Genomic DNA, 21,741 nt, shown 5'->3' with positions numbered 1-21,741 from the left:
CCGGTGTGCAGCCGGCGGGGCTTTGCTTCTTGCGGCCCTGTGGGCGAAGTGATCAGCCGACCAGCGTCAGGCGCCGCTGCTGCACATCCATGCGCACGCGCAAGCCGATGGGCACGGTCTGGTTGGGGCGGCCATGGCCCGAGGGCCAGCCGGCGAGCACCGGCTTGGCCAGCGGGCGCAGGTAGTCGGCCAGCACCGCGTCCGGCGATTCGGCGTCGCTGAAGCTGCCGACAAGGAAGCCGGCCGCGGCATCGAGCACACCGGCCAGGCGCAGTTGCGCCAGCAGCCGGTCGACCCGGTAGGGCTCTTCGGCAATGTCCTCGAAGAACAGGATCGCGCCTTCGGCGCGCGGCGCCCAGGGCGTACCCAGCAGGGCGGTGAACACGGCCAGGTTGCCGCCGATGAGTCGGCCGCTGGCCGACTGGCCTTGCGAGAGCGGATGGGCGGCGACAGCGGGCGCTATCGTGTCGCCGCTGCGCAGGCCGCGCTGCAGCAGGCCGAACAGGGCCAGCGCATCGGCGCGGGCGTCCGCGTGCAGCAGGTCGGAGGCAGGCATCGGCGCATGCAGCCCTCGCAGGCCCAGCGTGTCGCGCAGGCCGTGCAGCGAGGTGATGTCGCTGTAGCCAATGAGGAGCTTGGGGTGACGGCGCATCAGTTCGACGTCGATCTGGTCCAGCAGCCTGGCGCAGCCGTAGCCGCCACGCAGGCACAGCACCGCATCCACTTCCGGGTCGGTGAATGCCGCATGCAGGTCGGCCAGGCGCTGGGCATCGCTGGCGGCCAGGAAGCCCAGATGGTTGGGCCCGGCACAACCCGGAAAGATCTTGGCCTTGAAGCCGTGGCCGGCGAGCAGCGCCGGCACCTGCTCCAGCGCGCCCGGCTTGGGCGGGCCCGCCGGCGCAACGATGCCCAGTGTGGCGCCTGGCGGCAGGGCGGGTATCAGCATCATGGATTCAGTCTCCCATCCATTGGCGCAGTCGCGTGTCCACAGCCGCGCCGAGCGCCGGCAGGCGCCAGGTGGTGGCGCAGGGCTCGCCCGGCGAATAGCGCCGGCCCAGGCTGCTGGTCAGCGCGATCAGGTAGTGACGCCTGGAGGGAGCGATGCCGCGCACGATGCCGGCATCGGAACAGTAGTTCTCGGTGTTGCCGGTCTTGTGGGCAAACAGCAGGTCGCTGCGGGCCTGCTCGGGCCGCAGGTCGGCCGGGAACACCAGCTCGTCCGACAGCCGGGCCGAGCCGTCCGTCTGCAGCCAGCGCTGGGGCAGGCGCGCCGGCAGGCCGCGCACGTGGCCGGGCACACCAGCCAGCACGCCGCTGGAGAGAATTTCATGCAGGCCCTGCTCGCGCAGGCAGTGCAGGACGACGGCGCGGCTGGCCGGGCTCAGGAGCGGGGCCAGGTCTTGCTTCAGCCAGGGCGCCGGCGGCGCGTCTTCGTCGAGCAGCCAGAGCAGGCGCAGCGTGTCCCAGGCCGTCATCTGCAGCTGGCCGACACCCGCGCCGTCGCTGTTGCGCCAGCCGCCATCGGGCCGGGTATTGCAAAGGCGCAGGCTGTGCAGGCCGTGGGCGGCGAAAAGCAGGTGCAGCTCGTTGCGAACTTCGCTGTCCCGCTCGCGGCGAATCGCGCCACGGGCATGCAGCAGCGCGACGAGGGCCGAGGTGGCGTCGTTGCAGCTGATCACCGTCATGTCGAAAGCCCAGTCGCGCACCGTGCGGCTGCGGCCCTGCCAGGCCCAGGCTTGCTCCCAGTTCGCGTGACCCTGGTCGACTTGATGGGCCACGCCCACCAGCACCATCAGCTTGATCAAGGAGGCTGGATAGGGCGCGACGAAGCGCGGCTGGCCCGCGCTGCCGGCCAGCGTCTGCCAGGCAAGCTGGGACCAGTCGCTGCCGGGCAGCCAGGCGACGGAGCGGCCGTCCTGGTCGAGCTGGTCGGCCTGGTAGTGGACATTGCACACCGCACCTGCCTCGCCGCTGAACTCGGCCACCAGGCCTCGGGGATGCTCGCGCGAGAACAGCACATTGGCGAACACCGGCGCGGCCGCCGGCGGGAAGGCGGCGATCGCCAGGTCGATGCTGGGCATGCAAGCCGCGGGTGCGCCGTTTTGCAGCTGGTCGGCGCTGTGCTCGAAGCCCTGCTCGCGCACCGCGCCAAGCAGGGCCTGCGCGAGCTGCCCGCCGTTCATGCGGGCTGCAGCTGCAACCCGTCCAGGGCCACCGGACTGCTGCGGCCCGAGATCAGCTCGGCCACGATGTCGGCCGTGGCAAAGGAGAAGGTGAAACCCAGCGCGCCGTGGCCGACATTGAGCCAGAGATTGCCGACCGGCGTTGCGCCCACGATGGGCGCGCCCGAGGGCGTGGCGGGACGCAGCCCGGCCCAGGCGACGGCCCGGTCGTAGTCGGCCGCCTTGGGGAAGGTGGCTCGCACCGTGCGCTGCAGCGATGCGATGCGATGCGGGTCGATGCTTTCGTCTTCGCCCACCAGGTCGACCATGGCGGCCACGCGCAGCTGGTCGCCGATGCGGGCATAGAGGATCTTCTTCTCGAAATCGGTGACGCTGACTTCTGGCGGGCGGTGCCCGCTGCCGATGGGCGCGGTCAGGCTGTAGCCCTTGAGCGGGTACAGCGGCAGCTTGATGCCCAGCGACTGCGCGAGCGCGCGGCTTTGCAGGCCGGCGGCGAGCACCACCTGGTCCGCGGCGACATCGCCCTGGCTGGTCTTGACGGCGGCGACGCTGTTGCCCCGCTGCACGAAGCCGGTCACCTCAGCCGTGACGAAGCCGCGGAAATTGCCGTGTGCCTTGAGCGCCTGGGCCAGTTGCAGGCAGAACTGCTTGCAGTCCGCCACCGCCTCGCCGGGGGTGAAGATGCCGCCGGCCATCTGGGTGTCGCTGTCGGCCAGGGCCGGCTCCAGCGCCACGCATTCGTCATGGTTGAGTGCCTGCTCCAAGCCGCCCGCCTGAGCCTGGATGCGGCCAGCCACGCGGGCGAACTCCTCGTTCTTGCGATAGACCACCAGCTTGCCCGGCGCGCGCAGCGCGATGTCGTCGAGCTCGGCGGCCTCATGCAGGCGGGCAAAGGCCGACTGGCTGAAAGCGCCCAGCGCCAGCAGCTTCTCGGTCATGCGGCGGTTCACCGGCCCGCGGCAGGCACGCAGGAAGTCAAGCAGCCAGGACCACTGCTGCCAACTGGCTTCGGGCTTGAAGCGCAGCGGGCCATCGGGATCGAGCAGCCAGCGCATCGCCTTCAGCGGCACGCCCTCGTCGGCCAAGGGCGAGACATAGCGATAGCTCAACTGGCCGCCATTGGCATGGCTGGCGCCGCTGGCGACCTCGCGCTCCTTTTCGATCAGCGTGACCTGATGGCCCCGCTCGGCCAAGGCCCAGGCCGAGGTCAGGCCGACCACGCCACCACCAATCACCACAACATGTTTCATCCGACCCCTGGCCCGGTTCCAAGCGATTACAGCTTTCGCAGCGTAAGGAACAGAGGGGCTCAGGGCCAATGAAAGCGGCGGCGGCGCCTATAACCGTTTCGCATGATCAGGCGGCCGGGGCTCAGGGCTTGGCCGGCGCTGGCTTGAACGGGCCGTTGCGCCGCTGAAGCAGCTGTTGCAACTGAACCGCATGGCGGCGCTGCTCGTCGGCACTCATCACCGCATCGACCTGCTTGCGTATCAAGGCCATGCCTTGCGGCGTCGCAAAGGCATGCTCGATCGCCTGGATCGCGAGCCGCCCCCAGGGCGTTTGCGGGCAGGCGACGCCGGAGTACACCGGCTCGGAGGCGCCGGCAATCGTGTAGACGTCCAGCGAGGCGAGGTCCGGCGATTGCCGGGCCATCTGCTCGACGCCTTGCGGATGCTCGATGGTGTAGTGCGCCCGGCCGCGCGCCAGCATGGTGGGCAGGGTGGCGCCGAAATCAGCAGCCGAGTAGAAGCTGACGGCGTCGGGGTCTCGGGGGCGCGCCGCCAGCATGTTGTCGATCACCTCGCCGTAGCTGCGCCCTTCCACCAGGGCGCCAGCCAGAGCCTGGATGTGCAGGAGGCGCGGCAGCTCCACTTCGCCAGCAGGGTTCAGCGGCAAGGATTGTCGAACGCCGTGCGTGACGATCAAGCGTGGCGGCAGGCTCATGGCCGCGAGGCTGAAGAAGGCGATCTGCGTACGCTCCTTGGTGAGGAGTGTGGCCACATGGCAGGCCTTCTCGCCCGCGGCGATCATCTGCCAGCTGCGCTTGGCATTGGCCTGGATGGTCTTGCTGGCCTTGGGCAAACCGAGCTGCCCGTCCAGGAACTGGATCAACAGCTCGTTCTGAGCGCGCGAGTCGGAGTGCGCAGGCGCGCTGCTGAGCCAGGTGATGCTGTCCAGCCGTTCGGCGGCCATGGCGAGCCTGCCCACCAGCGCCGCGCTGGCCAGCAGCATGAAGATCCCGACCCGCTTGCCGTCCATGGGGCCAGTATCAGCTCAACACAGCCGCGAAAGCCCGCGCCGTCGCTTCAACATTCTTGGTGTTGAGGCCGGCCACGCACATGCGGCCCGAGCGCAGGATGTAGACGCCGAACTCGCTTCTCAGCCGATTCACCTGCTCCGGCGTCATGCCGGTGTAGCTGAACATGCCGCGCTGGGTCAGGAAGTAGTCGAAGTTGCCACCGGGCAGCTTGGCCGCCAGCACCTCGTAGAGTGCATTGCGCATTGCATGGATGCGCAGGCGCATCTCGGCCACTTCGCCTTCCCACAGCGAGCGCAGTTGCGGGTCGCTCAGCACGCGGGCCACCACCTGGCCGCCGTGCAGCGGTGGGTTGGAATAGTTGCGGCGGATCATGAACTTCAGCTGGCCGAGAACCAGCTGTGCCTGCGCCGCATCCGGGCAGACCACGCTCAGCGCGCCACAACGCTCGCCGTACAGGCTCATGCTCTTGGAGAAGCTGTTGGCGATCAGGAAGGACAGGCCGGCGTCGGCCATCGCGCGCACGGCAAAGGCGTCTTCATCGAGGCCATCGCCATAGCCCTGATAGGCCAGATCGAGGAAGGGCAGCAGCTCGCGTTCCTTCAGCACCGGGATCAGCTCGTCCCACTGCAGCGGTGTCAGGTCGACGCCGGTCGGGTTGTGGCAGCAGGCATGCATCAGCACCACGCTCTTGGCGGGCAGCTCGCGAATGGCTGCCAGCATGTCGGCAAAACGGACGCCGCCGGTGGCTGCGTCGTAGTAAGGATAGGTCTTGACCTCGATGCCCGATCCTTCGAAGACGGCGCGGTGGTTGTCCCAGGTCGGGTCGGAGACGTAGATGGCGCTGTCGGGGAAGTAGCGCTTGATGAAGTCGGCACCGACCTTCAGGCCGCCGCTGGAGCCCACGCTCTGAATGGTGACGATGCGGCCTTGCTTGCGGGCCGGGTGCTCGGCACCGAACAGCAGCACCTGCACCGCCTCGCGGAAGTTGGCCGCGCCTTCCATCGGCAGATAGGGGCGGGCGCCGGCATCGGCCACCACGGCCAGTTCGGCCTTGCGCACGGAGTCCAGCATCGGGATGCGGCCGTCGTCGTCAAAGTAGATGCCGATGGAAAGATTGATCTTGTCCTGTCGCGGGTCCTTCTGGAAAGCCTCGTTGAGGCTCAGGATGGGATCGCCTGCGTAGGCGTCGACGTGCTTGAACATGGGGCCGGGCTCCTGGCGGATCGTGAATCGGCCCATTATCGACGGCGATGCCCCGAATTCCCGGGCGGCGCTCCTTGACCTAGACAGGCGACTGCGCCGCCTCCAGCAGCAGCTCCTTGAAACGCTCCACCATGGCGGCCTGCGGCTCGCGCAGGTGCCATACGGTCAGGTCCGACAGGCTTTGATCCACGGTCACCGGCAGGATCACGAGCACGCCCGTCTGGGCCGCCAGCTTGGCCACATGTTGCGGCATGACCGTGAGCAGTGGCATGCGTTTCATCAAGCTCAGCGCCAGCATCAGGTCGCCGGTCTCGATCACATTGGTCGGCAGCGGCAGGCCGAGGTTCTGCCACATGCGGTCCTGCAGCGCCCGCGAGCGGGTGCCCGGCAGCTCCCAGATCCAGGCCTGCTGCGTCAGCAATTCCCAATCCAGCTCGCGAACCTTGGCCAGCGGGTGATGGCTGCTGATCGTCAGCACCTGCGACTGCTCGATCAGGCGCAGGCCTTCGAGGTCGGCGGGCAGCTCCTGTGGCGGCACGCGGGCGATCACCAGGTCCAACCGGCCCTCGCGCAGCTCGGCGAACAGGCTGCTGAGCGCGTGGGTGCGCACGCTGATCGTGACCTTGGGCTGCTCCTGCTTCATGGCCACGATGGCCTCGGGCAGCAGCTTGGCCAGTGCAGCATTGGTTGAGCCGATCAGCAGCTCGCCGGAGGCGCCGCGCACGATGGAGCCGAGGTCTCCGGCGCCGCGGCGCAGGTCTGCATCCAGCTTTTGCGCCAGCTCAACGAGCCTTTGGCCGCAGGCGGTGGCGCGCAGGCTGCGCCCGCGACGGGCAAACAGGGTCTGGCCCATGCCCGACTCGATCTCGCTCAGCGCCTTGCTGATGGCCGGCTGGGTGACAAAGAGCGCCTGCGCTGCCGCACTCAGGCTGCCGGTTTCATGCAGGGCCAGCAGCACGCGCAGGTGGCGCAGGCTCATCCGGCGCAGGACGAAGTTCTCGGCCTCCTCGGGGCTGTTCTTGCTCGCATTCGGGGTTGCCATCGGGAAACTGTAGCAAAGCGCCCCGTTCGACCTGGATCTGATCTTTGCGTTGCTGGCACCCCCTCCTTTGGGGGAGGGCTGGGCCTGGCGGGCCTGAAACAGGGCCGGCATGAGTGATTGGAAAGTTTTCCAGAAAAGAATTCATGCGGGATCTGAGGGTTGTCGTCGGCAATTCCGACCTGGCTGGCCAGCCAATGGAGGTCGCGGGAGCTGGATCGCCCGCCGGGCTGAATCCAAAGCAGACCGCATAGGTGCTGGCGCGCTGCTGGTGCGGCTTGAAAATTAAGTAATAACCCTTGGTATTGGGTCGATTCAGCCGAATTTTGGTGAAGGCGGGAGTGCTTGGGTCAGCGTCGTCAAGTGCCAGTTGGCTCGCCGTTGTAAGCCTGGAACGACGGAGTCATCGGCAATTCACACTGCTTTACCATTTGCCGCTTGGCCTGTGCGTGGCTCACCACGGTGCCTTTACCCCTGATTTCAGGCATTTCGCAGTCGGCCCAGGTCGACCCCGGCCGAACGTTGCCGCGCCAAACGCGGGGCAGACCGCGACTGCGAAAAATCTAGTTGAGCTTTTGAAGGAGCGATACATGCAATTCCGTCCTACCGCACTTGCCCTGGCCGTCGTCGGTCTGGTTTCGCAAGCGCAGGCCCAGCAGGCCGCACCGGCTGCCGAACCGCAAAAGATCGAGCGCGTTGAAGTGACCGGCTCGATGATCAAGCGCACCGACCGCGAAACGCCGTCGGTCGTTCAAGTGATCACCGCCGAAGACATCAAGAACTCCGGCTACTCGAACATTGAAGACCTGCTCAAGGCCAACAGCTCGGTGGACCTGGGTTCGGTGGGTGACGGCGCCGCCAGCGGCTTCGTCTCCGGCGTTGCTGCCATCTCGCTGCGTGGCCTGGGCGCCCAAGGCACCCTGACCCTGATCAACGGTCGCCGCCTGGCACCGGTCGGCGCCGTCGACATCAACTTCGGCCGCGGCAACCTGGTCAGCGTCAACACGATTCCGAAGGGCGCGATCGAGCGCATCGAAATCCTGAAGGATGGCGCCTCCGCCATCTACGGTTCTGACGCCATGGCCGGCGTTGTGAACTACGTGCTGAAGAAGGAATACCAGGGCGTTGAAATCGGCGGCTCCGTCGGTGCCAACGACCAGGGCGCTGGCAAGAACCAGAACGTCAACGTGTCCTTCGGCTTCGGCAATCTGGACACCCAGAAGTTCAACATTTTCGGCGGCCTGGACGTGTTCCATCGCGACCGCGTCGGCTACAACGAGCTGAAGAACGTCGGCGACCTGGCTCTCTACGACAAGTGGAATGCCGACCAGGGCGTGCTGCCCAGCTTCTTCCCGAGCAGCCGCAACTCGTTCTACGGCAACTACTACGCCGTCCCGACCGCACTGACGACCGCCAACTCCAACGTTGACGGCACGTCCTTCCTGGGCACGCTGAGCGCCTGCCCGGACGACCTGACGGTGGGCAAGGGCATCGCCACCAAGTCGCCGGTCAGCACGGCTGTCTACCCGGTGGGCCAGTGCCGCTTCAACACCGACGCCTACGCCGAAGCCATCGCCAAGCAGGACCGCGTTGCCGGCTCCCTGCGCGCCAACTTCCTGCTGAACAGCGACACCACGGCCTACGCCGACCTGATGGTCTCGCGTACCAAGACCGTGCAGCGTGCGTCGCCCTACGCCCTGACCTCCAGCCTGGTTTCGTCGGCTGACCCGCGTGCCGCCACCTGGCCGCTGCCCACCGGCTCGATCCTGTCGCAGAGCGCCATCATCCTGCCGATCGGCCATCCGGACAACCCGACCAATGGCACCTCGGCACCGCGCGCCGTGCAAGTGCTGTACCGCTTCGATGACGTGCCGCAAGACGTCATCTCCGACCTGAAGGCTGCCCGCTTCACCGCCGGCGTCATCGGCGTGTTCGCAGGCTGGGACTATGACGCAGCGCTGGTCTACAGCCGTCAGGACAACGAAGCCATCCGTACCGGCCGTATCCTGGCCTCGGGCCTGAACAAGGCCATCTCGGCTGGCGGCAGCGCCTACCACTTCGGCAAGAAGAACGACGCCGCCGGCATCGCTTCGATCTCCGCGGACGCTTCGAACGAAGGCCAGGGCGAAGTCACCTCGCTGGACGTGCGTGGCAGCCGCGAGCTGTTCAACATGGCCGGCGGCAAGGCTGCCATGGCCGTGGGCCTGGAAGCTCGCCGTGAATCGCTGAGCTCGACGCCTGATGAAAACTACCAGAAGGGCGACTACATCGGCCTGGTGGGCAACTCGACCAAGGGCACGCGCGACATGTACGGCGGCTTCGCCGAGCTGCGCCTGCCGGTGCAGAAGAACCTGGAAGTGCAAGCCGCCCTGCGTGGCGAGCACTACAGCGACTTCGGCAACTCGACCACGGGCAAGCTGGGCTTCAAGTGGAGCGCACTGCCGAGCACGCTGGCCATCCGCGGCACGGCCGCCACCGGCTACCGCGCGCCGTCGATCTCGCAGATCGGCGACTCGTTCGTGATGAGCTTCCACTCGAACACCGCCGAACGTGCCATCGACCCGCTGCGCTGCGACCCGGTCACGCTGAAGAGCAAGTCGACGATCCCGGCCCAGTACCGCGATTGCAACCTGCTCGGCTACACCGCCGGCATCCCGACGACGGAACGTACCGGCAGCCTGGCTACCATCGTTGCCGCCAACCCGAAGCTGAAGCCGGAAACCTCGCAGTCCGCCACCCTGGGCTTCCTGTTCTCGCCGACCAACTCGATCGACCTGTCGATCGACACCTGGTACTTCAAGCGCAGCAAGGAAATCCGTGTCCAGGGCGGTATCGACGTGGTCAATGCCTACAAGGCTGATCCCGCTGGCAACGAGCAGTACGTGCTGCGCGACACCAACCAGGCCACCTGGCTGCGTGATGGCGCTGGCAACCTGATCGCCAACAGCGGCCCGATCCTGGCCCTGAAGCGTCAGTACGGCAACTTCAACTACACCATCACCTCGGGCGTCGACTACGAGCTGAACATCCGCCTGCCGGCCAACCAGTTCGGCAAGTTCAAGTTCAAGATCGAAGGCACCTACACCGGTCGCTACGACCAGAAGGTGCTGGACACCTCGCCGGTCAGCTACTGGGCTGGCACGACCTCGTCGCTGCTTCCCAAGACCAAGGCTTCGGCCCGTGTCGATTGGAGCAAGGCTGACTGGAACGCCTGGGCACGCTTCAACCATACCGACGGCCTGTGGAGCAACACCACGTCCGCCGCTTGCCAGACGGCTCCGGCTACCAGCACCACGCTGGGCATCCCGAGCCAAAACGGCTGGTGCACGTCGGGTGGCGAGAACACCCTGGACCTGGGCATTGGCTACAAGGGCTTCAAGAACCTGCGCCTGAATGCCAGCATGCTGAACGTGACCAACCAGTACACGGCCACCAACGCTGGTCAAGTGCCTGCCATGTGGACGTTCTACGACCTGAACACGACGCCGATGTTGGGCCGTCGCTGGAGCATCAGCGCGACCTACAGCTTCGAGTAATCGACGCAGCGCTTGTCGCGAAGGGCCGGCACCTCAGGGTGCCGGCCCTTTTTCTTTGATGCGGCCGCATGATGCAGCGCACAAACGCGCACACGCGGTAGCAAAATAGCGCTTTTCGACTCGACGTGGCCTCGCGCGGCTGCGCGACCCACCCGTGAGTTCTCCCACTACGGCGCATCGTTCGCCGGCGGCACTGGCCGCACTGACCCTGGCTGCGCTGGGCGTGGTCTATGGCGACATCGGCACCAGCCCGCTGTATGCGCTGAAGGAAGTCTTCCATGGTGGCCATGTGCCACTGACGCCCGAGAACATCCTCGGCGTGCTCTCTCTCCTGTTCTGGACCATGACCACGGTGGTCTCGGTCAAGTACGTGCTGCTGATCCTGCGCGCCGACAACAATGGCGAAGGCGGCCTGATCGCCATGTTGGCCCTGGCCACGCAGGCAGTGAAGGACAAGCCGCAGTTGCGCCGCGGCCTGATGCTGGTGGGCCTCTTCGGCACGGCCATCTTCTTCGGCGACGCGGTGATCACGCCTGCAATGACGGTGCTGGGCGCGGTCGAAGGTATCGATGTCTATGCGCCGCAGTACCACGATGCCATCGTGCCGATCTCGCTGATCGTGCTGGCGGGCCTGTTCTCGGTGCAGCGCTTTGGCACCAGCGGCGTGGGCAAGTTCTTCGGGCCGGTGATGTTGATCTGGTTCGCCAGCCTCACGCTGCTGGGCCTGCCGCAGATCATCGAGAACCCCAAGGTGCTCGCGGCCATCAACCCGATGTACGCCCTCGATTTCTGCCTGCACTACGGCTGGATCGCCTTCATTGCGCTGGGCGCCGTGGTGCTGGTCGTGACTGGCGGCGAAGCGCTCTATGCCGACCTCGGCCACTTCGGCAAGAAGCCGATCCGCATCGCCTGGTACAGCATCGTGATGCCGGCGCTGGTGATCAACTACTTCGGCCAGGGGGCCTTGCTGCTCGAGCGGCCTGAGGCGATCAAGAACCCCTTCTACCTGATCGCGCCTTCCTGGGCCGAGCTGCCCCTGTTCGGCCTGGCCACGCTGGCCGCCATCGTCGCTTCGCAGGCGCTGATCACGGCGGCGTTCTCGGTCACGAAGCAGGCGATCCAGCTGGGCATCCTGCCTCGCATGCGCATCGTGCACACCTCGGTGCGCGACACCGGCCAGATCTATGTGCCCTTCATCAACTGGGGCCTGTTTGCCTTTGTGGTGCTGGCCGTGGTTTTCTTCGGCTCGTCCAGCAAGCTGGCAGGCGCCTATGGCGTGGCCGTCACGATAGACATGACCATCACCACGGTGATGACCTTCTACGTGATCCGCTTCGGCTGGAAGTACCCGCTGCTGCCCTGCATCCTGGCCACGGGCGTGTTCTTCCTGATCGACATCACCTTCCTCGCGTCCAACCTCCTGAAGGTGGCGCATGGTGGCTGGTTCCCGCTGCTGATCGGCATCTGGATGTTCACGCTGATGCTGACCTGGAAGCAGGGCCGGCGCCTGCTCAGCGACAAGCTGCGGCACGACGCCATCGAGCTGCCTGGCTTCCTCGAGGCCGTGTTCATGAGCCCGCCGGTGCGCGTGCCCGGCACTGCCGTGTTCCTTTCCGCCGAGCCTGGCGTGACGCCCAACGCCTTGCTGCACAACCTCAAGCACAACAAGGTGCTGCATGAGCAGAACCTCTTTGTGACGGTGAAGCATCACGAGGTACCCTGGATCGGTTTCGACAAGCGCGTCGAGATGGAAGCCATGGGCAACGATTGCTGGCAGGTCGTGCTGCACTTCGGCTTCAAGAACGAGCCCGACGTGCCTTATGCGCTCAAGCTGCTGGAGCAGCATGGTGTGCAACTGGATGAGATGGAAACCAGCTACTTCCTGTCGCGAGACATCGTCATCCCGACGATAGGCTCGGGCATGGCCCTGTGGCGCGAGAAGCTGTTTGCCAGCATGCACCGCAATGCGGCGGCCGCGGCCGACTTCCTGCACCTGCCGACCAACCGAATCGTGGAGCTGGGGTCGAAGGTCGAAATTTGAGAGGCGGCTTGCGGCACATTGCTGCCATTCGTTTTCTTGTTCCTCTGTTGGTCGAAGATCAGGCCGCCAGCGGGTTCCCCTGCGCTCGTGTCCCCCGGCCCTGGCTGCGCCAGGTCCTCCTCCTTTACCTCGCTTCGGGAAACCCACTGCCGACCTGATCCGCACCACTGTGGCCTTCGCCTGGTGGCATGCGCAGGTTCGGCCGAGGGTGTCGGGTGAGGGTTTGGGCGAGGTAAAGGAGGAGGATCGGGCGAAGCCCGGTCCGGGGGACAGGAGCACAAGCCCTCACCCGATGGCCTCGGCAGCGCGAACGAGCTTCAACGCGAACGGCTGCTACGTGCCGCCACCTTGCATTCAGGCCAATGCGGCGCTGTGATGCCCCTGCGCATCAAAGCGCACCACCGTGCCTTGCGGAATCAGCTCCCAGCCCGTGTGGTCGTCCACCAGCGGCTCGGAGGCCACCAGCAGGCCGCGGGTCTCGAAGTGGTGCAGATAGAGCGTGGGCGCGCGCTTGTCGCTCGAGTAGCGGAAGGCGTGCACCTGCTTGCCGTCGGCCAGCGCAGCAGCAAAGCGCAGCGGCGCCTGGATGTGCAGGACGTGCATCATCGCCAGCGTTTCATTGAGTACCTGGCTGACCGCATCGGGCACCGTCTCGCCCATCTCCATGCGCGCCAGGATCAGCAGGAACAAGAGCTCTGAATCGGTCGCGCCCTTGCGCTGCGCGTACAGATGATCGGGCAGCCGGGCCTCCATCGCACGGCGCAACTGGCCGTAGCCGCCAATCTGCCCGTTGTGCATGAAGAGATAAGGCCCGTAATGGAACGGGTGGCAGTTCTGCCGTGCGATGCCGGTGCCGGTGGCCGCACGCACATGCGCAAAGAACAGGTGCGAGCGCACATTGGCGCACAGGCCCAGCAGGTTCTCGTCCGACCAGGCCGGCATCACCTCGCGGTAGACGCCGGGCGCCTCGCGTTCGCCATACCAGCCGATGCCGAAGCCGTCGCCGTTCGTGACCACCTTGGCCTCGTCGGCCCGCAGCGACTGGCGCACCAGCGAATGCGGCGGCGTGCAGACCAGCTCGTCCAGGAAGATCGCATCGCCTACATAAGCCAGGAATCGGCACATGTTTGACTCGCTCGCTATGCTTGGTCCATGTCGATGATCCAGCAACGCCTGCAACAGCTTTCGCTCAGCGCCATCGTGGCCGGTTTCGTGGCCGTGCTGGTCGGCTTCACCAGTTCGGTGGCCATCGTATTCCAGGCCGCCCAGGCCGTGGGTGCCAACGCGCAACAGACCACCTCGTGGATCTGGGCGCTGGGCCTCGGCATGGGCATCACCAGCCTCGGGCTGTCGTTGTGGACCCGGCTGCCGGTCAAGGTTGCGTGGTCCACGCCGGGCGCTGCATTGATCGCGGCCACGCAAGGGCTGACGCTGCCGGAGGCGGTGGGCGCCTTCCTGCTCTGCGGCGCGCTGATCCTGGTCAGCGGCCTCACGGGCTGGTTTGAGAAGTTGATGGACCGCATCCCGCTTGCCGTGGCGGCTGCGCTGCTGGCCGGCGTGCTGGCACGTTTCGGGCTCGATGCGGTGATGAGCGTGAAGACCGCGCCCTTGCTGGTGCTCCTGATGGCTGCGGCCTATCTGCTCGGCCGGCGCTGGTGGCCGCGCTATGCGGTGCCTGGCGTGCTGCTTGTGGGGATCCTTGTGGCCGCCGGGCAGGGCCATCTGCACATGGACGCCGTGACGCTTGAATGGGCGCAACCGGTCTGGACAACACCGGACTTCAGCTGGGCCGCGGCCATCGGCGTGGGCCTGCCACTCTTCATGGTCACGATGGCCTCGCAGAACCTGCCCGGCGTGGCCGTGCAAAGGGCGTCCGGCTATCAGACTCCGATCTCGCCGACCATCACGGTGACAGGTCTTGCCACCTTGATCCTGGCGCCCTTTGGCGGCTATGCCTTCAACCTCGCGGCCATCACCGCGGCCATCTGCATGGGCCGCGAAGCGCACGAAGATCCGGCGCGCCGCTACTGGGCGGCAGCCATGGCCGGCGTTTTCTACATCCTGCTTGGCTTGTGCGGCGGCGCGGTGGTTGGCCTGCTGGCCGCGTTCCCGAAGGAGCTGGTGGCCGCGATTGCCGGCTTGGCCCTCTTGGGCACCATCGCCGGCGGCCTGGCGCAGGCCTTGAAGGAAGAGCAGCATCGCGATGCCGCGATTCTCACCTTCCTCGTCACCCTGTCGGGCGTTTCGATGCTGGGCATCGGCTCGGCCTTCTGGGGCGTGGTCGCCGGCACGGTTTCCCTGTTGGTGCAACACTTCCGCAAACGCGCCTGAAGCCGCAGGCGCCCGAGACCGATTCAAGAGAGATTGCCCATGAAGATGCTTTTCGTCGCCGACCCGCTCGAGTCCTTCAAGATCTACAAGGACACCACGTTCTCGATGATGCGCGAGGCCGCCCGCCGCGGGCATGAGCTGTGGGCCTGCCATCCGGCCGATCTCGTGTGGCGCTCCGGTGGCCGCGTCGTCGCTCGCGCTGCACGAGCGATCACGCTGACCGGTGATGCCGATGCGTGGTTCAACGTCGTCAGCCAAGGCGAGCTGGCCCTCGCCGACACCGACGCGGTGATCATGCGCAAGGACCCGCCTTTCGACAGCGAATATTTCTACGCCACCCACCTCCTGCAGCAGGCCGAGCGCGAGGGCGCCAAGGTCTTCAACAAGCCGGCGGCGCTGCGCGACCATCCCGAGAAGCTCTCGCTGCTGGAGTTCCCGCAGTTCAGCGCGCCGACCCTGGTCACGCGCAGCGAGGAGGCTGTCCGCGCCTTCCACAAGGAGCATGGCGACATCATCCTGAAGCCGCTGGACGGCATGGGCGGTACCGGCATCTTCCGCGTCGGCGCCGACGGCCTGAATCTCGGCGCGATCATCGAGACGCTCAACAAGGGCGGCGCCGAGACGGTGATGGTCCAGCGCTACCTGCCGGCCATCAAGGACGGCGACAAGCGCGTGCTGGTGATCGGGGGGCAGGTCGTGCCCTTCTGCCTGGCGCGCATACCGCAAGGCGGCGAGGTGCGCGGCAACCTGGCGGCTGGCGGCAAGGGCGTGGCGCAGCCGATCAGCGCGCGCGACCGCGAGATTGCCGAGACGCTGGGCCCCATCCTCGCCGCACGCGGCCTGCTGCTCGTGGGCCTGGACGTGATCGGTGACTCGCTCACCGAGATCAACGTCACCAGCCCGACCTGCTTCCAGGAAATCACCGACCAGACCGGGTTCGACGTGCCCAGGATGTTCATCGACGCGCTGGAACGCAGCCTCTGATCAAGCCGGCGCCAGGGCGCGCAGCAGGTCGCGCCAGGTGACGATGCCGACCGGACGGAATGCCTCGTCGACGACGGGCAGGCAGGACACACCGTGCTCGAGGAACATCTGCACCGCCTCCGTGATCGTGGCCTCGGGCCGCAGCGTCAGCGGCTTGCGGCTCATCACCTGATGGACCCGCTTGTTGAGCGTGGCCTGGTCGCGCGGCGTCTCGACGATGGTGCCCGCGAACGGGCTCAACGCCCGCAGCAGGTCGCGATCGGAGACCACGCCGAACAGCCGGCCTTCCTCGACTACCAGCAGGTGGTGGAACCGGGCCTTGTCGAAGATGTTCTTGACCGTGTTCAGGCTGTCGTCCAGCTCCACGGTCACCAGCGTGGTCGACATCAGCTCGCGAATCTGCATCATCTGTGGGCGTCTCCGGCCAGGTGCTGGCGCCAGCAGATTTTGCCGCGTCCCCTTATGCTTCGCCAACGCAATTCAAAGGAGCTGTTCGATGATCACCACCCGTGCCGCCGTTGCCTGGAAGGCGGGCGCCCCGCTGACCATTGAAGAAGTGCAGCTCGAGGGCCCGCGCGCCGGTGAAGTGCTGGTCGAGGTGAAGGCCACAGGCATCTGCCATACCGATGCCTTCACGCTCTCGGGCGCCGACCCCGAAGGCATGTTCCCGGCCATCCTCGGCCACGAAGGCGCGGGCATCGTGCTGGAGGTGGGCGCTGGCGTCACCTGGCTCAAGCCTGGCGACCATGTGATTCCGCTCTACACACCCGAGTGCCGGCAGTGCAAGTTCTGTCTCTCGCGCAAGACCAACCTCTGCCAGGCGATCCGCCCGACGCAGGGCAAGGGCCTGATGCCTGACGGCACATCGCGCTTCTCCATCGGCGGCCAGCCCATCCTGCACTACATGGGCACGTCCACCTTCTCCAATCACATCGTGGTGCCAGGTATTGCCCTGGCCAAGATCCGCGAGGACGCGCCGTTTGACAAGGTCTGCTACATCGGCTGCGGCGTCACGACAGGCGTGGGCGCCGTGCTGTTCACCGCCAAGGTGGAAGCGGGCGCAACGGTCGTGGTGTTCGGCCTCGGCGGCATTGGCCTGAACGTGATCCAGGGCGCCAGGATGGTGGGTGCCGACAAGATCATCGGCGTCGACATCAACCCGGGCCGCGAGGCGATGGCGCGCCAGTTCGGCATGACGCATTTCATCAATCCGAAGAACGTGGCCAACGTGGTCGACGAGATCGTGCAACTGACCGATGGCGGCGCCGACTACAGCTTCGAATGCGTGGGCAATACGACGCTGATGCGCCAGGCGCTGGAGTGCACTCACAAGGGTTGGGGGCGCAGCATCATCATCGGCGTGGCACCCGCTGGTGCCGAGATCAGCACGCGGCCCTTCCAGTTGGTGACTGGCCGCAAATGGGAGGGTTCGGCCTTCGGCGGCGCGCGTGGCCGCACCGACGTGCCCAAGATCGTCGACTGGTACATGGACGGCAAGCTGAAGATCGATGAACTGATCACCCACAAGCTGCCGCTGGAACGCATCAACGAAGGCTTTGACCTGATGCATCGCGGCGAATCGATCCGCGCGGTGGTGGAGTTCGGATGACGGAGCTTTTGAGCGAGCACGGCTGCTTTGGCGGCGTGCAGCGCTTTCATCGCCACGAGTCGGCCGAGATCGGCTTGCCGATGCGCTTCGGCCTTTTCGTGCCGCCCCAGCCGCGTGCGCTGCTGGTGTTCCTCGCGGGCCTGACCTGCACCGAGGAGACATTCGCCATCAAGGCCGGTGCGCAGCGCCTGGCGGCTGAGCTGGGCCTGGCGCTGCTCACGCCAGACACCAGCCCGCGCGGCGCGAACGTGGCGGGTGAAAGCGAGAGCTGGGACTTCGGTGTCGGCGCTGGCTTCTATCTCGATGCCACTCAAGAGCCTTGGGCCAGGCACTGGCGCATGGAGAGCTATCTCCTGAACGAACTCGTGCCGCTGGCGCAGACCGAGCTGGGCCTGGACGCAGCGCGCACCGGGCTGTTCGGTCACTCGATGGGTGGCCATGGGGCCTTGACGCTGGCGCTGCGCCATCCCGGGTGCTTCGCCTCGCTGTCGGCCTTCGCGCCAATTGCCAATCCGATGCAGTGCCCCTGGGGCCAGAAGGCTTTCACGGGCTATCTCGGCGACAACACGCAGCCCTGGCGCGCCCACGATGCGAGCGAGCTGATGCGCGCTCAGGACGCCGCGCCATACCCGGCCGGCATCCTCATCGACCAGGGGCTGGCCGACAAATTCCTGGCCGAGCAACTGCAGCCGGAGGCCTTCGAAGCGGCCTGTGCGGCGGTGGGGCAGCCGCTGACCCTGCGTCGCCATGAGGGCTACGACCATGGCTACTACTTCATCGCCAGTGTGATGGACGAGCACTTGCGCCATCACGCCGCCCGGCTCGGCGCCGCCGAGGCGCCGTGAGATAAAAAAAGCGGCCCGAGGGCCGCTTGCTACTGGCGGGATCGAAGCCGCGAGGCTTACTTGAAGTCGCCCGCAAACACGAGCTGGAAGCCGTCCAGCTTGAAGTGCTTGCGCAGCGCGGCGTTCACCGCTTCCGGCGTCAATTGCGCGATCTGGTCGAGCTGCTGCTGGCGCTGCGTCATCTTGCGCTCCAGATGCAGGTCGCTCGCCAGCATGCCGGCCAGGGCCGCATCCTGAGCCAGACGCAGGCGGCTTTCGCTGAGCAGTGACTGGCGGCCGTCAAGCACTTCCTCGGCCGTGAAGCCGTCAGCCAGCGCGCGAGCGACTTCCTCACGCAGCGCGGCTTCGACCTTGGCACGGTTCTGCGGCGCGAAGATCGCGTACAGATACCAGCTTGAATCCGCATCGCGCGGGCTCAACTGCACGCCTGAACCGACGCCGTAGGACAGACCGTCCTTTTCGCGGATGCGCAGCCACAGGCGCGAGCTCATGCCGCCGCCGAGCAGGTGGTTGGCCAGCTTCAGGGCCGCATGGTCCGGATGAGCGTCGTTCAAGGACATCGGCAGCAGGCCGAACAGCATGGCATTCTGCTTTTCAGGCGTGGCCACCTGTTGCAGGTGACCCGGCTTGGTCGAGGCGGTGTCGGCAATGCGGGTGTAGCCCTGCTGCGCCTTCCAGTCGCCGAGCGCCTGCGCCGTGGCGGCCTGGACTGCCGCTGCATCGAAGTCGCCGACCAAGGCCAGCTCGGCCGACCCAGCGCCGTACAGGCGGCTGTGGAATGCCTTGACCGCGGCGAGCTTGACGGCCTTCAGATCGGCTTCCTGCTCGGCAAAGTTGCGGGTATGGCGAGCGTCGCCGCGCGGGTACTCGTTGAGCGCCGCAGATGCAACGACCGGCGCCAGCGCCTGCGGCTCATCCTTTTGCGACTGGATGCCGGTCAGGCCTTGCGCCCGCAGCTCTTCCAGCGCCGCGGCATCGAAGCGCGGCTGGCGCAGGATCTCGCCTATCAGCGCCAGCGCCGGCACGGCGTACTCGCGCTTGGTGCTCCAGCTCACGTGCACCATGTCCGGCCGCGGCGCAGCAATGGTGAGCTCAACCTTGAGGGCTTCGAGTGCATCCTTCAATTGCTCGCGGCTGCGCTTGAGCGTGCCCATCTTCAGCATCGCCGCAGTCAGCTCGGCCACGCTTTGCTGGCCTTGCAGGCTCTGGGCCGAACCCAGGTGCAGTGTCAATTGGCCACGCACCGCTTCGCCGCGGGTGGGCTTGGGCAGCAGTGCGAGCTGCAGGCCGTTCTTCAGGCGCGAGGTCTGCGTGGCGCGCTCGACATTGGCCGGCGTTGCATCAAAGGCCGCCACTTCGGCGGCTGCGGCCTGTGGCTTGAAGCTGGCCATTTCCTTGTCGAGCTCGACGAAGGCGGGCTTGGGTGCGCGCTGCGGTTTGTCGGTCGGGATGTACTGGGCCAGCGTGCGGTTGCTGCGCAGGAAGCGCTCATTGGCGACGCGCTGCACGTCTGCGAGCTTGGCGGCCTTGACACGGTCACGCAGCAGGAAGAACAGGCGCCAGTCGCCTTGCGAGATGAACTCGGACAGCGTCACGCCCACGGCCTCGGGGCTGGTGAAGCGTTTTTCCCAGCTGTTGAGCCAGCGGGTGCGTGCGCGCTCCAGTTCGGCGGCTGTCACCGGCTTGTCGGAAAAACCTTCGACGACGCCAATCAGTTCCTTGTTGAGCGCATCCTGCGATGCCTTCGGCGCCAGCTCGGCCATCAGCATGGTGAAGCCGGGCTCGGCCAGGGCCAGGCCGAAATGGCCGACCGAGGAGGCAAGCTTGGTCTGCTCGACCAGGCGCTTGTGCAGACGGCCGCCCGGTGCTTCAGACAGGACCAGCTGCAAGAGTTCGATGGCGGCGTAGTCGGGGTGCGGGCCCGGCGGCACGTGATAAGCGGCCAGCGATTGCGCGGTGCCGCCCACCCGGCGGATCGTCACCAGCGATTCACCGTCCTGCACCGGGTCGATGGTGTAGGTCGGCTTGCGCGGCGCTTGCGAGGCCGGCAGTTTGCCGAAGCTTTGCTCCACCCAGTCCAGCACCTTGTTCGGGTCGAACTTGCCCGAGACGATCAGCGTCGCGTTGTCTGGCTGGTAGTAGCTCTTGTAGAAAGCCTGAAGGCGGCCGATGTCCACGTTCTCGACATCAGCCCGAGCGCCGATCGTGTCCTTGCCGTAGTTGTGCCACTGGTACATCGCGGCCAGCGCGCGCTGCGAGGTGACATTGCCCGGGTCGTTCTCGCCCATCTCCATCTCATTGCGCACCACCGTCATCTCGGTGTCGAGGTGGGCCTTGGCGATGAAGCTGTTGACCATGGCATCGGCCTGCCAGTCAAGGTACCACTGCAGGTTGTCGTCGTTCGCGGCAAAGGCGGCGAAGTAGTTGGTGCGGTCGAACCAGGTCGAGCCATTGGCCTGCAGGCCGCGCTTGGTGAACTCGCCCCAGGGCTCCTTGTACTTGGGGCTGCCCTTGAAGATCAGGTGCTCCAGCAAGTGGGCCATGCCCGTCTCGCCGTAGTTCTCGTGCCTGGAGCCGACGCGGTAGGTCACGTTGACCGTCGTCGTGGGCTTGCTGGCGTCGGGGGCCAGCAGGATCTGCAGGCCGTTGGGCAGGCGGTACTCGGTGATGCCTTCCACCGCATTCACGGGCTTCAGGCTATGGGCGTTGAGCACGCCAGAGAGCCCCGCCAGGCTGAGCGCCAGTGCCAGCTTCTTCATCGTCTCGTTCATTTTTTGTCGGTTCTCCATGTCCTCCGAGGGCCCTTGGTGAGCCCTTCCCCGGGGGCGCACAGTCTAAGCGCCATGGGTGGGGAGGAACCTTCGTCAGGCTTTGACGGACGACAGGAGCTCGAGCCTGGAAGCCTGGTTCTGCTGGTACAGCGACACGGCCTTCAGGGCGGCCTGTTGCTGCATCGTGGCCTGGGAGGCCTGGCTGCTTTCGGCGGCGAGGTCGGCGTCGACCCGGCGGCTGCGCGTGGAGGCGAGCGACTCATAGCTGACCGACAAGCCGCTGACCGTTGCTTCCAGGGCCGACTGTGCGGCGCCGATGCTGGCCTGCTGGTCGCTCACCTGGGCCAGTGCCTGGTCGATCTTGCCGATGGCATCGCGGGCGCTTTCCGGGCTGGTCACCGAGGTGGCGTCCAGTCCCAGGCCCTGGGCCGATACATCGGCGAGATCCAACTGCACGCCTTGCTCTTCGCTGGTCTGGATCTTGGCGCCGAAGCTGCCGTCGAGCAGGGGGCGGCCGTTGTAGCGGGTGCCGGTGGCCTGCTGGTTGAGCGTCTCGGACAGCTTGGCGTATTCGATGTCGATGGCCGTGCGGTCGCGGACCGTGAGGCCGGCTTCATTGGCTTGCAATGCCAGCTCGCGCATGCGCTGCAGGGCGGCGTTGACCTGGCCCAGGGAGCCGCTGGCTGTATCAGTGAGCGAGAGGGCGTCGCTGACATTGCGGCGCAACTGGCTGGAGGCGCTGAGCTGAGCGGAAAGGCGCACGGCAATGGCTGCGCCAGCCGCATCGTCGGCGGCGCTGTTGATGCGCTTGCCACTCGCTATCCGCTGGTTGGCTCTGTCTCTGGAACTGTTGGCTTGGTCGAGTTGGCGCGCGTTGATTTCGATGCCGTTGGCCATGAGCCTGCCTCGTCAAGAATCGCTCGCGAGCCTGAAGGATAG

Annotated in this window: 16 protein-coding genes; 6 read left to right on the top strand and 10 right to left on the bottom strand. The window is 66.3% G+C overall.

Features of this window, described 5'->3' with window-relative positions; translation table 11 throughout:
- Window positions 1-52: 52 nt before the first annotated feature.
- The 6 genes from V3596_RS10070 to V3596_RS10045 all read right to left on the bottom strand — a co-directional run bounded on the left by V3596_RS10070 (window position 53) and on the right by V3596_RS10045 (window position 6,688).
- Window positions 53-949, bottom strand: a complete 897-nt coding sequence (locus V3596_RS10070; protein ID WP_334277586.1) for a S66 peptidase family protein — start codon at window positions 947-949, stop codon at window positions 53-55.
- Window positions 950-953: 4 nt separating this feature from the next.
- Complete coding sequence (locus tag V3596_RS10065; RefSeq protein WP_334277585.1) at window positions 954-2,183, bottom strand: serine hydrolase; 1,230 nt, start codon at window positions 2,181-2,183, stop codon at window positions 954-956.
- Window positions 2,180-3,433 carry a D-amino acid dehydrogenase gene (locus V3596_RS10060; RefSeq protein WP_334277584.1) on the bottom strand — a complete coding sequence of 418 codons (1,254 nt, stop codon included), beginning with the start codon at window positions 3,431-3,433 and terminating at the stop codon, window positions 2,180-2,182. The genes V3596_RS10065 and V3596_RS10060 overlap by 4 nt, the downstream gene beginning before the upstream one ends.
- 121 nt (window positions 3,434-3,554) lie before the next feature.
- The gene (locus tag V3596_RS10055; RefSeq protein ID WP_334277583.1) at window positions 3,555-4,442 is read right to left on the bottom strand and encodes a hypothetical protein; all 888 of its coding nucleotides are present in this window, start codon (window positions 4,440-4,442) and stop codon (window positions 3,555-3,557) included.
- 10 nt (window positions 4,443-4,452) lie between these two features.
- Window positions 4,453-5,646, bottom strand: coding sequence for an amino acid aminotransferase (locus tag V3596_RS10050; protein ID WP_334277582.1), 1,194 nt, complete (start codon window positions 5,644-5,646; stop codon window positions 4,453-4,455).
- 79 nt (window positions 5,647-5,725) lie between these two features.
- The gene (locus V3596_RS10045) at window positions 5,726-6,688 is read right to left on the bottom strand and encodes a LysR family transcriptional regulator (RefSeq protein ID WP_334277581.1); all 963 of its coding nucleotides are present in this window, start codon (window positions 6,686-6,688) and stop codon (window positions 5,726-5,728) included.
- A gap of 587 nt (window positions 6,689-7,275) precedes the next feature.
- On the opposite strand from V3596_RS10045, the gene V3596_RS10040 reads away from it, so the two are divergent.
- A complete protein-coding gene (locus V3596_RS10040; RefSeq protein ID WP_334277580.1) occupies window positions 7,276-10,221 on the top strand; it encodes a TonB-dependent receptor plug domain-containing protein in 2,946 nt (981 codons plus the stop codon).
- A 154-nt stretch (window positions 10,222-10,375) separates the two neighbouring features.
- Window positions 10,376-12,262, top strand: coding sequence for a potassium transporter Kup (locus tag V3596_RS10035; RefSeq protein ID WP_334277579.1), 1,887 nt, complete (start codon window positions 10,376-10,378; stop codon window positions 12,260-12,262).
- A 354-nt stretch (window positions 12,263-12,616) separates the two neighbouring features.
- Here V3596_RS10035 and V3596_RS10030 read toward each other — a convergent pair whose 3' ends face one another.
- Complete coding sequence (locus tag V3596_RS10030; RefSeq protein ID WP_334277578.1) at window positions 12,617-13,387, bottom strand: class II glutamine amidotransferase; 771 nt, start codon at window positions 13,385-13,387, stop codon at window positions 12,617-12,619.
- Window positions 13,388-13,420: 33 nt separating this feature from the next.
- Here V3596_RS10030 and V3596_RS10025 point away from each other — a divergent pair, with 33 nt between their 5' ends.
- On the top strand, window positions 13,421-14,593 hold the full coding sequence (locus V3596_RS10025) for a benzoate/H(+) symporter BenE family transporter (RefSeq protein WP_334277974.1): 1,173 nt from the start codon (window positions 13,421-13,423) through the stop codon (window positions 14,591-14,593).
- 39 nt (window positions 14,594-14,632) lie between these two features.
- Window positions 14,633-15,577 (top strand): glutathione synthase, encoded by a 945-nt coding sequence (gshB, locus tag V3596_RS10020; RefSeq protein WP_334277577.1) that lies wholly within the window; start codon window positions 14,633-14,635, stop codon window positions 15,575-15,577.
- Here gshB and V3596_RS10015 read toward each other — a convergent pair whose 3' ends face one another.
- Window positions 15,578-15,985 (bottom strand): CBS domain-containing protein, encoded by a 408-nt coding sequence (locus V3596_RS10015; protein WP_334277576.1) that lies wholly within the window; start codon window positions 15,983-15,985, stop codon window positions 15,578-15,580.
- A gap of 91 nt (window positions 15,986-16,076) precedes the next feature.
- On the opposite strand from V3596_RS10015, the gene V3596_RS10010 reads away from it, so the two are divergent.
- Both V3596_RS10010 and fghA read left to right on the top strand, forming a co-directional pair.
- On the top strand, window positions 16,077-17,186 hold the full coding sequence (locus V3596_RS10010; RefSeq protein ID WP_334277973.1) for an S-(hydroxymethyl)glutathione dehydrogenase/class III alcohol dehydrogenase: 1,110 nt from the start codon (window positions 16,077-16,079) through the stop codon (window positions 17,184-17,186).
- The gene (gene fghA / locus V3596_RS10005) at window positions 17,183-18,031 is read left to right on the top strand and encodes an S-formylglutathione hydrolase (RefSeq protein ID WP_334277575.1); all 849 of its coding nucleotides are present in this window, start codon (window positions 17,183-17,185) and stop codon (window positions 18,029-18,031) included. Before V3596_RS10010 ends, fghA begins: the two co-directional genes overlap by 4 nt.
- Before the next feature lie 56 nt (window positions 18,032-18,087).
- Here the strand turns inward: fghA and V3596_RS10000 are convergent, their stop codons facing one another.
- Window positions 18,088-20,802 (bottom strand): M16 family metallopeptidase, encoded by a 2,715-nt coding sequence (locus V3596_RS10000; protein WP_334277574.1) that lies wholly within the window; start codon window positions 20,800-20,802, stop codon window positions 18,088-18,090.
- 93 nt (window positions 20,803-20,895) lie between these two features.
- Window positions 20,896-21,699 (bottom strand): flagellin, encoded by an 804-nt coding sequence (locus tag V3596_RS09995; protein WP_334277573.1) that lies wholly within the window; start codon window positions 21,697-21,699, stop codon window positions 20,896-20,898.
- Between the last annotated feature and the right edge of the window lie 42 nt (window positions 21,700-21,741).

The sequence above is a fragment of the Roseateles microcysteis genome, assembly GCF_036880965.1.
Lineage (GTDB): Bacteria > Pseudomonadota > Gammaproteobacteria > Burkholderiales > Burkholderiaceae_C > JAUASW01.
The sequence above is the reverse complement of the archived record's forward strand: the minus strand, read 5'-3'. Positions and strand labels throughout refer to the sequence as shown.

Excerpts from the sequence above, each read along its gene's own strand:
- V3596_RS10050 (WP_334277582.1), bottom strand. The coding sequence starts at position 5,646 with ATGTTCAAGCACGTCGACGCCTACGCAGGCGATCCCATCCTGAGCCTC.
- V3596_RS10030 (WP_334277578.1), bottom strand. The coding sequence starts at position 13,387 with ATGTGCCGATTCCTGGCTTATGTAGGCGATGCGATCTTCCTGGACGAG.
- V3596_RS10060 (WP_334277584.1), bottom strand. The coding sequence starts at position 3,433 with ATGAAACATGTTGTGGTGATTGGTGGTGGCGTGGTCGGCCTGACCTCG.
- gshB (WP_334277577.1), top strand. The coding sequence starts at position 14,633 with ATGAAGATGCTTTTCGTCGCCGACCCGCTCGAGTCCTTCAAGATCTAC.
- V3596_RS10000 (WP_334277574.1), bottom strand. The coding sequence starts at position 20,802 with ATGAACGAGACGATGAAGAAGCTGGCACTGGCGCTCAGCCTGGCGGGG.
- V3596_RS10070 (WP_334277586.1), bottom strand. The coding sequence starts at position 949 with ATGATGCTGATACCCGCCCTGCCGCCAGGCGCCACACTGGGCATCGTT.
- V3596_RS10045 (WP_334277581.1), bottom strand. The coding sequence starts at position 6,688 with ATGGCAACCCCGAATGCGAGCAAGAACAGCCCCGAGGAGGCCGAGAAC.
- V3596_RS09995 (WP_334277573.1), bottom strand. The coding sequence starts at position 21,699 with ATGGCCAACGGCATCGAAATCAACGCGCGCCAACTCGACCAAGCCAAC.
- V3596_RS10040 (WP_334277580.1), top strand. The coding sequence starts at position 7,276 with ATGCAATTCCGTCCTACCGCACTTGCCCTGGCCGTCGTCGGTCTGGTT.
- V3596_RS10015 (WP_334277576.1), bottom strand. The coding sequence starts at position 15,985 with ATGATGCAGATTCGCGAGCTGATGTCGACCACGCTGGTGACCGTGGAG.
- V3596_RS10055 (WP_334277583.1), bottom strand. The coding sequence starts at position 4,442 with ATGGACGGCAAGCGGGTCGGGATCTTCATGCTGCTGGCCAGCGCGGCG.
- fghA (WP_334277575.1), top strand. The coding sequence starts at position 17,183 with ATGACGGAGCTTTTGAGCGAGCACGGCTGCTTTGGCGGCGTGCAGCGC.
- V3596_RS10025 (WP_334277974.1), top strand. The coding sequence starts at position 13,421 with ATGATCCAGCAACGCCTGCAACAGCTTTCGCTCAGCGCCATCGTGGCC.
- V3596_RS10065 (WP_334277585.1), bottom strand. The coding sequence starts at position 2,183 with ATGAACGGCGGGCAGCTCGCGCAGGCCCTGCTTGGCGCGGTGCGCGAG.